Annotated in this window: 7 protein-coding genes; 5 read left to right on the top strand and 2 right to left on the bottom strand. The window is 38.3% G+C overall.

Annotation, left to right across the window (positions count from 1 at the left end):
• Window positions 1-241: 241 nt before the first annotated feature.
• Both Q0465_RS09240 and Q0465_RS09235 read right to left on the bottom strand, forming a co-directional pair.
• Window positions 242-835 (bottom strand): CoA pyrophosphatase, encoded by a 594-nt coding sequence (locus Q0465_RS09240; RefSeq protein ID WP_298615402.1) that lies wholly within the window; start codon window positions 833-835, stop codon window positions 242-244.
• A 129-nt stretch (window positions 836-964) separates the two neighbouring features.
• Window positions 965-2,263 (bottom strand): M18 family aminopeptidase, encoded by a 1,299-nt coding sequence (locus Q0465_RS09235; protein WP_298615400.1) that lies wholly within the window; start codon window positions 2,261-2,263, stop codon window positions 965-967.
• A 377-nt stretch (window positions 2,264-2,640) separates the two neighbouring features.
• On the opposite strand from Q0465_RS09235, the gene Q0465_RS09230 reads away from it, so the two are divergent.
• The 5 genes from Q0465_RS09230 to Q0465_RS09210 all read left to right on the top strand — a co-directional run bounded on the left by Q0465_RS09230 (window position 2,641) and on the right by Q0465_RS09210 (window position 13,474).
• The gene (locus Q0465_RS09230; RefSeq protein WP_298615398.1) at window positions 2,641-3,339 is read left to right on the top strand and encodes an ABC transporter ATP-binding protein; all 699 of its coding nucleotides are present in this window, start codon (window positions 2,641-2,643) and stop codon (window positions 3,337-3,339) included.
• Window positions 3,340-3,396: 57 nt separating this feature from the next.
• Complete coding sequence (locus Q0465_RS09225) at window positions 3,397-5,712, top strand: ABC transporter permease (RefSeq protein ID WP_298615395.1); 2,316 nt, start codon at window positions 3,397-3,399, stop codon at window positions 5,710-5,712.
• Window positions 5,713-5,966: 254 nt separating this feature from the next.
• Complete coding sequence (locus Q0465_RS09220; protein ID WP_298615392.1) at window positions 5,967-8,333, top strand: FtsX-like permease family protein; 2,367 nt, start codon at window positions 5,967-5,969, stop codon at window positions 8,331-8,333.
• Between the two features lie 406 nt (window positions 8,334-8,739).
• Window positions 8,740-11,091: an ABC transporter permease gene (locus Q0465_RS09215; RefSeq protein ID WP_298615389.1), complete on the top strand. Its 2,352-nt coding sequence runs from the start codon at window positions 8,740-8,742 to the stop codon at window positions 11,089-11,091.
• Window positions 11,092-11,125: 34 nt separating this feature from the next.
• Window positions 11,126-13,474 carry an ABC transporter permease gene (locus Q0465_RS09210; RefSeq protein ID WP_298615386.1) on the top strand — a complete coding sequence of 783 codons (2,349 nt, stop codon included), beginning with the start codon at window positions 11,126-11,128 and terminating at the stop codon, window positions 13,472-13,474.

The raw sequence follows: 13,474 nt of genomic DNA, 5'->3' as shown, positions 1-13,474 counted from the left end.
AAGTCCAGATGTAGAAATAGTCAGGTTATCTTTAATAGAATCAGGGGATGAATGCTTCCTGACGGAAGCGGATGAATGTTTCACTGACTAACGGAGTTTACATTCTTGATTCATTATTTCGTCCGGACCGGAGGTCCTTTAAGCTGGGGATCGTCAGACGAACTTTAATCAGGCACAGAGAGCCGTTAATTTTTTTAATGTTTGAACATATATACCAATGTATTTAAGACGTAAGGAAAATTTAGACAGTTCCTTTTCTCGTTTTCCTGATTTCAATCTGTCTGGTGTTCGTTTTCATGATTTGTTCCATTTCGTATATAATCATAGCGGTTGCTCCCCAAATAAAATATTCCCCTAGCCGGTATCCGGGAGCGATAATTTTGTGATCATGCCGGGAGAAAGAGGTAGTAGATTTGTGATTGGGATCAAATAATTCTTTCAAGGGAATGGAAATGACTTTGTCGACTTCATGAGGAGATAAAATAAATTCTGGTTTTTGAAGCACGGACCCTACGATGGGAGTAATATTATAATTACTCAGGGGAATATATAATTCGCTTAGAGTTCCCAAAATGGAGATTTCTTTTGAGGGAACTCCGATTTCTTCTTCACATTCCCGTAAGGCTGTGTCTATGGCATCCTTGTCGCAGGCATCCATTTTCCCTCCGGGCAGGGCAATCTGTCCGGCATGATATTTCCCTCGGTTTGTCCGTTTGATAAACGGAATTGCCAATTCATTGTTATCCGGCATAATCAATATCAGGACAGCGCTTTTAACGGGCGGTCCGGAATGTATACCTTCATAACCTTCTATAATCTTAGGTCGAGGAGCCATTTTATTTTGAGCATCTTGTCCGGGTAGAGTAGAATATAAGGCTGTTTTTATTCGAACCATGGTAACGAACGAATTAGAAAGAAAGTGATATCCGGAATGTCTTTTCCGGATATCGGCTTTCTCTTTCTGTCAGATATTGTAAAAAGTCGTAAAAGCTTCGATGACATAGTGATGATCCAGGGAACCTCCTGTTTCGCGTACAGAGTGCATGGCCCACATCGGGTTACCGATATCTACTCCCCGCATTTCCATTTGAGAAAGCAGAATATTTCCAAGAGTGGAACCGCCTGCCATATCCGATTGATTGACAAATGTTTGATAAGGAACATCTGCCATTTTACAAATGGTTTGAAATACGGCTGCTGAATCTCCATCTGTAACATATTTCTGATTAGCATTGATTTTGATTACCGGTCCTCCGTTCATTACCGGATGATTTGTCGGATCATGCTTTTCAGCATAGTTCGGATGTAAAGCGTGAGCCATATCGGCAGAGATCATGAAGGAATTGTGAATGGCCCGGTATAAATCCTCAGGACTTCCTCCCAGATTGTATACAATACGTTCGATGATTGTTCTCAATATGGGAGAGCCGGCACCCTGTTTGGTTCCGCTTCCCACTTCTTCGTTGTCGAATATAGCCAGCACTTTTGTTTTACGGCATTCTTTAGAATTCAATAACGCTTTCAGTCCGGCATGTACCATGGCCAGATCGTCTAATTTACCACAGGAGATAAATTCTTCATTCATGCCTGTCAGGCATCCCTTTTCAAAATTATAAAGGGTCAAGTCGAAATCGAGAATTTCTTCCGGCTGAATTTGCATTTCGGTGGCAATGAGGTTGAGTAAATAATTGTCCTTTTCAAAATGTTCGTTTACCATTCCTAATACCGGTAGCATATCCTTCTGTTTGCTCAACGGATTTCCCTGATCGTTTACAGCCCGGTTAAAATGGATGGCTAAATGAGGAATCGTTAATAGAGGACGATTAAAATTGACAAATTGGGTGACAGGCTTTAGTGGATTATTACTTTTGAGCATTACCCGTCCTGCCATAGAAAGAGGACGATCAAACCAGGTATACAGAATGGGCCCTCCGTATACTTCAGTATTCAATTTGAGATATTTGCCTTCTACAAGCATTTCTGCATGAGGTTTAATCCGGAAAGTAGGAGAATCGCTGTGGGCACAGATAAATTTAAATCCGTTTTCAGCAATGTCTCCACTGCCGGGAACAAAAGCGAAAAGGGAGGAATGATTTTTGGTAACGAAATACTTTCCTCCTCTTTCAATATTCCAGCTTTCCCCGGAAAATAATTGTTTAAATCCGTTTTCCCGGAGGTGTTTTTTGAGATTCAGAATAGCATGAAAATTAGTGGGGCTTTCATTGATAAAATCAATTAGTTCTCTGGCTGCCTGTTTTTCCATAATCGGACTGATTTTAAAAGTGCAGAATCCGGTTTCTCTTCAATACGGATAAATTCGGATTTCTGACAGGTTTATAAATAATGTTTTTTATTAACTTTATAAAGTTATTTTCCGTTTTTAGCATTCTAAAATAACGAATAAAAATCGAAAACTGAAAATTAAATACGGACTTTTGGAAATTGTAATGAATATTGACATTTATTTTGTCTGAGAGAAAGCAGATTGGGAAAAATAAAATTTGTCAAATTAATAGACAAACTTGTCCAATAATTAGACATTTTTTGAGGGATATAAAAATGTAAATAATTGTAATTGAATTTGTTATTTGAAATGGCATACGTTTTGTAGAATTTAAGAAGAAATTAAATGGCAAGATTATGATTGAATTAAAAAATGTTGACAAGTATTATAAATCCCGCTTTCAGCGTACGTTTATCCTGAAGAATGTCAATTTTACTGTAAATGAAGGGGAATTTGTGAGTATTATGGGACCTAGTGGAGCGGGTAAATCCACTTTATTGAATATCATCGGTATGCTGGATGAACCTTCGGAAGGAGAGTATTATTTTATGGGTAATCCGGTTCATAAAATGACAGAAAAAGATAAGAATCTATGCCATCGGAATTATATCGGTTTTATTTTTCAGGCCTATCATTTGCTGGAAGATATGAATGTGTATGAGAATATCGAGATGCCTTTGGTGTATAAGGGGGTAAAGGGAAAAGAGAGAAAAGCAATTGTGGCAGATATTCTGGATCGCTTTAATATTGTAGCCAAGCAGGATTTATTTCCGGACCAATTGTCTGGCGGACAACAACAGTTGGTGGGTATTGCCCGGGCTATTGTTGCCCGCCCTAAATTATTGCTGGCAGATGAGCCGACAGGGAATTTACACTCTGAACAAGGAAGGCAAATTATGGAATTATTGAAAAAATTAAATCAGGAGGAAGGAATGACTATTATTCAAGTAACCCATTCCGAACAGAATGCCCGCTATGGTACCCGGATTGTAAATATTATGGATGGTTATTTGAAAGAAGGAATTGCAAATGTGGAAGGAGGATTGAAGCTTTAAAGGGAAGATAAAGGCGTGATTTTTAAAAAAGGCATTTTTTAACGTTATAATTTATACATGAACATTTTCAAAAATTTTTCCCGGAATTTTAAACACAACCGATTGTCTTCCATGATCAATATGTTGAGTCTGATTCCTGGACTTGCTTGCTGTTTATTGATTGTCATGTGGATTGTAGGGCAGGTGGAGACAGACCGTTCGTTTAAAAATATCGACCGGATTGTCACCCTTCAGGGGTATCATGAAGGACAAAATACTTTTTGGGGCGTTTCCCCTGCGGTGACTCCCGTATTAAAGATGGAACGTCCGGAAATAGAGAAGGCTGTTCGTATCCGGAATGCAGCCCGGACGGTTAAATATGAGACAGAAAATTTCGGTATTTCGGCTTATGATGCGGATTACGATTTATTCGATTTATTCAGTTTGACAACCATAGAGGGAAGGCCTTTTGCCGAGGGAGAAAAAGATCGTTGCGTACTTACGCGTAAGGCTGCGAAAATCATATTCGGAAATAAGTCCCCTATAGACCAGGCGCTGGAATTCGATTTCGGGACTTTTACTGTATGTGGCGTTATAGAAAATTTGCCACTGCACCGGACAGTTGCCCGGCAAGGAAGGGAAGAGATTATTTTTTTGCCTATAGAACGGAATCAGGAAGGCTTGAGTGCCTGGTATAACAATAGCTTTGAAAGTTATGTCTTATTGAAAGATATGGCCGGTTTTGAAAAGTTCGCAACAGAGATTAAAGACCGGGCGATAAAAGCTCAGCCGGAAACGAAGTTGTATATTAAAGCCGGAAAATTAAAGGACCGTTATTTACATGCTCACGGGCATATCCGGGAGGTACGCTTGATGGGATTAATCGCTTTGGTGATCTTGTTGATTGCTTGTATTAATTTTGTCAATTTATCAACCGCCGCATTTTCCCAGAATGCTGTACAAACGGGTATACGGAAAGTGGTGGGAGCTACCCGCAAAAGTTTAATTGCTATTTATCTTTCCAATACGTTTATATTGGTATTGATTTCCTATTTTCTGGCTTTTTTATTGGCTTATGTTATTGTGCCTGTTTTTGGAACAATAATCGGAAGCAATTTCCGGGTTTCTGATTTACTTCGTCCCGAAGTATTCTGGATCGGAGGAATTATGTTGGTGATTACGACCTTGCTGGCTGGTTTATATCCTTCGTTTTATTTGTCTTCTTTTCTGCCTGTAAAGGTGTTAAAAGGCCGGAATGCTGTTGGCTTATGGAGTGCCCGTTTGCGTCAGAGCCTGGTCGTTTTGCAGTTTGCCGTATCCATTACCTTAATTGCATGTACATTGATCATTTCCCGTCAAATCCGGATGTATCAGAATATGGATTTGGGATATAAATGGGATGAAGTTTTATATATATCTTTGCGCAATCAGGCGCAGGTTCAGAAAGCGTTTGTTTTACGGGATGAACTTGTGAAAGATGGAGGCGTGCGTTTTGCTACAGTTTCGACATCTATTCCCACTGCTATATATTGGAATGGGGTGGGTTTTAATTGGGAAGGGAAAGATCCTTTACAGAATCCTTTGATTTCTATGCTGTATGCAGATGAAAGTTTTTTTAAAGTATATGACATCCGGCTAAAAGAGGGAGAGTTTTTTACTGAATCACAGGAAGGAGTGGTTGTAAACCGCAAATTGGCAGAACTGATGGGGGGAAATGCTTTGGATAAATATTTTCAGCAGGGGGAAGAAACCCCAAAAGTGAAGATTTTAGGCGTTGTGGATCAGTTCCTTTTTAATGACTTTAAAGCAGAGGAAGAACCTTTGGTCATTTTCCCGATTTATCCGGAAGAAAGAGAGTGGGTGAATATCGTGAGTATACGGGTAAGTGGGGAAAAATTAGGGGAAGTTTACGATAGGATAAAAAAACGAACGGAAGAAATTTTCGGAGAACCGCCTGTTATCCGTTTTCTCAATGGAGATGTAGAATATTGGCTTGAATCTGAAAAGCAAACTTCTCATATGGTATCTTTTTTCTCTGTATTGGCTATTTTAATTTCCTGCCTGGGTTTGTTCGGGTTAGCTACTTTTATGATGGAACAGAAACGGAAAGAAATAGGGATTCGCCGGGTGAATGGTGCCAGAATATCAGAGATTGTCTGGTTGTTAAATGTCAATTTCTTAAAGCCGATATTGGTTGGTTTTGTGATTGCCTGTCCATTGGCTTATTATTTTATGAGCCGTTGGTTAGAATCTTATCTGAAGCGCACAGAAATGAGTTGGTGGATTTTTATAGTGGCGGGAGCATTGACAGCTGCAATTGCTTTAATTACTTTGTTATGGCGGAGTTTAAAGGCAGCGATGGAGAATCCGGTTAATTCCTTGAAAAGTGAATAGATAAAAGAGAAGTTACTTTCATTTAAGGATTTAGACAATTATAAGTTTGAGGATTGAGGGAAGGGGAAGGTTTTTCCCTTTGGAGTAAGGTTCCTGTACGGGAGCTGTTGAAGAGAACTGACATTTCTGATTTTACGTTTTCATCGGAGCCGGAAATTCATTAATCGGTTACGGGGAGTCAGAGATATTTTTTAATTTTAAAAAATTTAATCCACGGGCATAAAATTAATTTTGCCAAATTAAAATCAGTAGATATGAAAGTTATCAAAGAGTTTTGGGTCAATTTCCGCCGCTTTAAAATAGCCGGAATATTGAATGTGGTTGGGTTGTCGGTCGCTTTTACGGCTTTTGCCGTAATTGTTATCCAATTGGTTTTTCAAAATGGATACGACCGATTCCGGCCTGATGCCGATAAAATTTTCCGGGTAGAGTTACTTTTCCCGATGTCTTTACAATATTGTGCTTCCGGTCCCAGTCCGATGGGCGGCATGTTAAAGGATCAAAGTCCTCTGGTAGAAGATTATTTTGTTATGGCGGATGATCAGAAAGATATATTCTTGCTGAAAAAACCGGATGGTTCATCAGATAAATTCAAAGAAATGTGTGGAAATGCAACGGCTGGTTTCGCTGATGTGTTAGGTATGGAGATTCTGGAGGGAGATGCCCGGCAGGCTTTGACGGAGCCCGATATGTTGTTGATTCCGCAAAGTGTGGCTCAGAAATGGTTTGGCCGTGAACCGGCAGTAGGGAAACATATATTTCGCAATGGGAAAGGGAAAGATGTAACAATAGCTGCTGTATATAAAGACATGCCGAAAAATTCTGTTTTTAAAAACAATTGTTATACCCGTTTTGTAGAAGAGGAAAACTGGGGGGACTGGAGTGGGCAAATCTATATAAAAGCGGCAACTTCGGATAGAAATGTATTGCAGCAACAGGTTAATGCTTTGGAAATTGCTACTCTGGATCAGATTTTTGAAGGGCTGCATAAAAAAGAGCAAGTAGAAAAAGAAGGGAAGTCCTATTTGCGCGTGTCTCCTTTGACCGGAATATTTTACGATAATACGGTGATTTACGATGCTTCTGATAAAGGAGACCGTCGGAATGCTGTAGTAATGGTAGCTATCGGATTGTTAATTATCCTGATTGCAGGCATTAATTTTATTAATTTTTCGATGTCGTTGGCTCCTACCCGGATGAAAAGTATAAATACTCAAAAAGTATTAGGAGCTGTAGTTGCCGCTCTGCGCCTGAAATTAGTAGCAGAAGCTGTTACTTATACCGTAATTGCTTTTTTGGTGTCTATCGGTTTGTTACAATTGTTTGCCATCTCCGGCTTTTCAAATTTGTTTTCTGTATCGTTGATTCCGGTAGATCACTGGGAAATAATGGGGGGAATCGGTTTATTAGCTATTCTACTGGGTATTTTTGCCGGTTTATATCCGGCATTTTACGTTACTTCTTTTGAGCCGGCAATGGTGTTAAGGGGAAGTTTTGTGATGACCCCTAAAGGGATTCGTTTGAGAAACGGTTTGATGGCTTTTCAATTTATTATTTCTATTGTATTGATAACCTGTACTTTATTGATGGGAGCCCAATATCGTTATATGCAGGATTACTCCCTGGGATTCCAGACGGAGAACATCGGTTGGTTGAAACTGGACAGGGATTTGATGGCTAATCAGGAAACTTTAATTTCAGAGATGACAGCTGTTCCCGGTGTAACAGATTATACATTTTCCGATTATGTACCGGGTGAAGATTTAGTCTCGAGTGCAGGAACAGAAATTGATGGGGAAGCAGTACAATTAGACAGTTGGATCGTTTATAAAAACTTTATGGACTTTTTTGGAATAGGGTTAATAAAAGGAGAAAATTTTTCTCAGTCTGATTTATCGGAAAGACAAATTATTTTAAACGAGACAGCTGTGAAAAAACAACCGGTTTTGGAACGTTATTTGGAACGTAGTTTTCCGAGTCCGACATTTAAAGGACGATTTGTCGGAGTCGCTCACGATGTTCATTATATGTCATTACGCAAAGCCGTCGGTCCTTTGGCCATTATTTGTCAAAACGAACCGGGTTATGAATATATGTTCCTGAAATTGTCCGGCCATTCTTTTTCGGTTACTATCGAAAAAATAAAGGAAATTTATGAACATTTATCTCCTTCCGGAATATTTGAATTTGAATTTCTGGATCAATCTTTACAGCAAAGTTATGAAGCTGAGAAACGTCTGATGCAGGTTATTTCATTAATGGGGAGTATTGCTATTATTTTAGCCCTGGTAGGAGTGTATGGGCTGATTGTCTTCAACGCTCAGTATAAACGGAAAGAAATCAGTGTCCGGAAAGTGAATGGAGCTACTGAAAGCCAGATCATGCTGTTATTAAACCGGAATTTTTTCCGTTTACTGATCCTTTCGTTTATTATTGCATGCCCCATTGCCTGGTATGCTATAAGTCGTTGGCTGGAGAGTTTTAACTATAAAACACCTATTCATTGGTGGATATTTTTGCTGGCTGGAGTAATTACTTTAGGAATTGTCCTCATTACAGTGAGTTGGCAAAGTTGGAAAGCAGCTACAGAAAATCCGGTAAAAGCCTTGAAAAGCGAATAGGGCGTTTAAATATTCAAAAGGTTTGATTGTTCGACTGTTGAAGGGGCGGAGAAGGTTTGATTGTAGACTTGTATTTTATTTGATAATCAGAATGAAATTGCGGGTAATGTATCTTTATAATATAATAAATTTTTCTGCAAATTTTAGCCGGATCTTTATCCGGTAAAGGTAGCATTATCAATCTTTTAAACCTTTTTCTTCTTTAAACCTTTTGCATTTAAATGGTTGAACAATTCATCCTTTTCTTCCCTTTTATCTGTATAATTATTTAACAGTTTTGTCCATTTTTTAGACAGTACTTTAATTCTATTCTTAGTTAAATGTATAAATATTAATCAGTTATATATTTGGCATATAATTTGACATGAATAAGTAAAAAATACAGAAGTTATATAACTGAAAGCATATGGAAAGAAGTGGTTTAAAAATTTTTTGGCGAAATTTAATCAAGCAGAAGACGGTTGGTATTTTGAGTATCGGGAGTTTGGCCATTGCAATTGCTGTGGTAATTCTTATCGGATTGTGGGCGGCTAATGAATTCAGTTTTGATAAGTTTCAGAAAGACGGGGAGAGAATTTATCGGGTATACGGAAGTCTAATGCTGAACAATACTCCCACTGCTATTGGTTCAACTTATAAAATTCTAGGATCTGATGCGGTGCAAAAGTTTCCGGAAATTACAGATATGTGCCGGATTACACCACAAGATTTGGAGGTAAAAATTAATGATATAATATATCAGGACAATAAAATCTTTTTAGTGGATTCCAATTTCTTTACATTTTTCACATTTGCTTTAAAAACAGGTGATCCGCGTACCTGTCTCTCTGCTCCTGATGGTTTAGTAATCGATGAATTTGCTGCTAACCGGTATTTCCCTGGCGAAAATCCCATCGGAAAAATGATGACTATACAGGATAAAATATTTACAGTGACAGCTGTAATGAAAAATATGCCGGAGAATACTCATCTCAAAGCTCATATTATTAGTCCTTTCCTGGGTTATTGGGCAAAAGATCAGTATTTGGGTTACGGTTCTACAGATTGCTTCCTGACCTATTTCAAAATAGAGAATCCGGCCTATATTTCTCGTCTCGAAAAGGGAATGACGGAATTGATCCGTATCACCAGTTCTCAATGGCAACAACTGGGTTTTGAATATAAACTGCAGCCCTTATCGGATATCCATTTCAATAATTCCTTTAAGTTCGATAATGTAGTCCATGGAAATAAAAGTTTGGTACTGGTTTTTTTGTTAACGGCTTTTGTAATCTTGTTGATTGCTTGTATTAATTTTATTAATCTTTTTATTTCTACCTCTTTTTTAAGAGCTAAATCCATCGGAGTGAAAAAAACTCATGGGGCAGAAAAAGGAATGTTGATACGTGAATTTTATAAGGAGACATTTTATTATGTATTGATTGCCTTGGTGATCGGAGTGGTTGTGGCTCAGCTGACTTTACCATTATTCAATCGTCTGGCGGATTATCATTTGACAATTGATTTTTTGAATCCGTGGTTATATATTTTTCTGCTCGGGGTGACTTTATTTGTCATGTTGACAGCAGGTACTTTTCCGGCTTTGTATATGACCAAATTCAATGCTGTAGCTACTTTAAAAGGACAATTTAAAGGAAAAAATCTTTCTTTTTTACAGAAAGGTTTGATTATTGTACAGTTTACAGCTTCTATTATCATTCTGATATCTGTTTTCTTTATCAATAAACAGGTAAATTATATGATTCATAAAGATTTGGGTTTTGATAAAGAAAATGTTTTATATGTATATGACCGGGGCGGTTTTGTGAAGAATTACGAAGCATTCCGGAATGAAATGAAAAGTTATCCCTTTGTTCAAGATGTAACTTTAAAAGATACGGATCCGGCGGGTTGGTGCAGGGGAAATTCGGTAAAAAAACCGGGTGATGATCAGGAATATCTGATGGAATTTTGCCAGATAAAACCCAATTATTTTGATATGATGGGCATGCGGATGTCTGCAGGACAAGAATTTAGTGAAGATTCCGGAGATTCTTTACATTATTGTATTTTGAATGAAACAGCGGCCCGGATGTTAGGTTTTACTGAACCTGTAGGAGAAAAACTATATACAGATAACCGGTTTTATGTTGTTCGGGGAGTGGTAAAAGATGCACAGACGAAATCACTTCACCAAGGAATAGATCCGCAAATTTATTTTACTTTTGAAAAAGACTGGATCGGTGATCCTACCGTTCTGTTTAAAATACAGGGAAACCCGCAGGAAGCCGTTCACCTGATTCAAAATAAATGGAACGACCTCAATCCCGGTACTTCTTTTGATTATTATTTTTTAGATGATACTTATGCCCGTTTATATAAGGCGGAAACCAATGCCGGACAGATATTGGGGGTTGCCATGATCATTACGTTGATTATTAGTGTTGCAGGTTTATTTGCCATTGCTTATTATACCACACAACGCCGGCTGAAAGAAGTCGGAGTACGGAAAGTAAATGGGGCTTCAGTATGGGAATTATTATTAATCCTGAACTGCGATTTCTTTGTTTGGGTCGGAATTTCTTTTCTGATCGCTTGTCCTTTGGCTTATATCTTTGTATCCCATTGGCTGGAAAGTTTTGTGGAGAGAACTTCTTTAAGTTGGGGAATATTTGCCCTTGTGGGAATCATTACATTTTTTGTGACTTTACTGACTGTTAGTTACCAGACTTGGAAAGCAGCCAATGTAAATCCGGTAAAGGTGCTGAAAAGTGAATAACAGAAACGTTTCTGGAACATATAAAATAAATTTTATGAATCTGAATAGTTTCAAAGTCTTTGTACGAAATCTGAAAAAACAGAAAACCGTTGGTATACTGAGTATTGGTTGCCTGGGAATTAGTATAGCTGTGGCTTTACTCATCGGGTTATGGGGAATCAATGAATTGAGTTTCGATAATTTTCATCAGCATGGAGATCAGATTTATCGTTTGACTATAAATACGTTTAAAAATAATGAATCGACTCGTTTTGGTTCAACGTTTAAACCTTTCGGGGAAGAAGCAAAAGATAAGTTTCCGGAAATCCGAAAAATGTGCCGGGTTGCTGCCTGGACTGATAGCGAAATCTGGATCGGCAACACCGTATATAACCAAAATAAGGTTTTAGTCACAGATACTAATTTTTTTACTTTTTTTACGTTTCCTCTGAAGGTGGGAAATATTGCTAGCATTTTTGAAGCACCGGACAATATTGTACTTTCCGAATCAGCTGTACTTAAATATTTTCCCGGAGAAGATCCGATAGGGAAAATACTCCGTTACGGAGGGCAAAATTTTAAAGTTATGGGAATCATGTATGATATGCCCGCTAATTCTCATTTGCAGGCTGATATGATTGTTCCTTTATTCGGTTGGTATGCAAGGGATGTGTGGGGCGGTTCGGATATTTATATCACCTATTTTCAGATTGAGCCGACGACAAACTTTCCGACTTTACAAAACGAATTGACTCAATTGTTGTCAGATCGTATGATTTCTTTCCGGGACCGGAAGAGTTCCGTCTATCTTGAACCTTTAAAAGATATTCATTTCTCTACAGAAAGCGGATCAGAAAATATTGCCAAAGGGAGCAAGTCCTTGGTAATGATTTTTTTACTGACGGCTTTAGTGGTATTATTGATCGCCTGTATTAATTTTATTAATCTCTTTATATCCACTTCCTTTTTGAGAGCTAAGGCGATAGGCGTAAAGAAAACGCACGGAGCAGATAAAATTTCTTTAATCCGGGAATTTTTTACGGAGACTTTTTATTATGTAATAATGGCTGTCGGTCTTGGAGTAGTTATAGCTTGTGTCGGAGTCCCGTTTTTTAATGAAATGGCCAATAGCAATATTTATATTGATTTCAAGTCCCCTTTATTGTATGTTTTTTTAGGGGGACTTACTCTTTTTACTGTTTTTATTGCCGGTTTTTTTCCGGCTGTATATATGACTAAGTTCGGAGTGGTGGAAACCATGCGGGGGCAATTCAAAGGTAAAAACCTTTCTTTTTTACAAAAAGGATTGATTATAGCTCAATTTACAGCCTCTGTGATTTTTTTGATTTCCATCTTTTTTATCAATAAACAGGTTCATTTTATGATAAGTACCGATTTGGGATTTGATAAAGAAAATGTTTTGTATGTAGAAGGGCGGGATGATTTTGCGAAACATTATGAAGCTGTACGGCATGATTTGTTACAATGCCCCGCAATAAAAGATGTAAGCCGGAAAAATTCTTTGCCGACCGATTGGGTACAGGGATGGACTGTCGGTAAAGAAGGGATGGAGGATAAATATCTGATGGAGATGTGCCGTGTTGATTACAATTATTTCGATCTGATGGGGATGAAAGTCATAGAAGGGGAAAATCCTTTCCGGGAAGTGCATGATTCTCTTCGTTATTGCCTGATTAATGAAAGGGCAGCTCAATTATTGGCTATGGAAAATCCTGTAGGAGAAAATTTATTGATTTACGGTTCTTATTATCCTATAAAGGGTGTTGTAAAAAATGCTCAGACCAAGTCCTTTCATCAGGGAGTCGATCCTCAGGTTTATTTAAAATTGAACGAGTCCTGGGGAAGCAGAGGAGTCCCTTATTTAATTAAAATAAAAGGGGATCCGCAGGTGGCAATTCGGGCGATAGAAGCAAAATGGAAAGAATTGGTCCCCCATGTGCCTTTCCAATACGGTTTTTTGGATCAGGCTTATGAAAATTTATATAAGGCGGAAACCAATGCCGGTAAAATTTTATCTTCGGCTATGTTCGTGATTTTACTGATCAGTATTGTCGGTTTATTTGCCATGGCTTTTTATGCGACACAAAGACGTATTAAGGAAATAGGAGTTCGTAAAGTGAATGGTGCAACAGTTGGCGAAATCCTGCTCATATTAAACCGTGATTTTTTAATGTGGGTATTGGTCGCTTTTGTGCTAGCTTGCCCGGTCGCTTACATTTTTATTTCCCGTTGGTTGGAAAATTTCCGTATTCGTACGGAAATCAGTTGGTGGATATTTGCAGCAGTCGGTTTAATTGTGGTTTTTGTCGCTTTGCTGACGGTTAGTTATCAAACTTGGAAAGCAGCTACTGTTAATCCGGTGAAAGCCTTGAAAACAGAGTAA

The organism is uncultured Odoribacter sp. (genome assembly GCF_937966165.1).
GTDB lineage: Bacteria > Bacteroidota > Bacteroidia > Bacteroidales > Marinifilaceae > Culturomica.
Note: the sequence above shows the minus strand (reverse complement) of the source record. Positions and strands in the feature narration are given on the sequence as shown.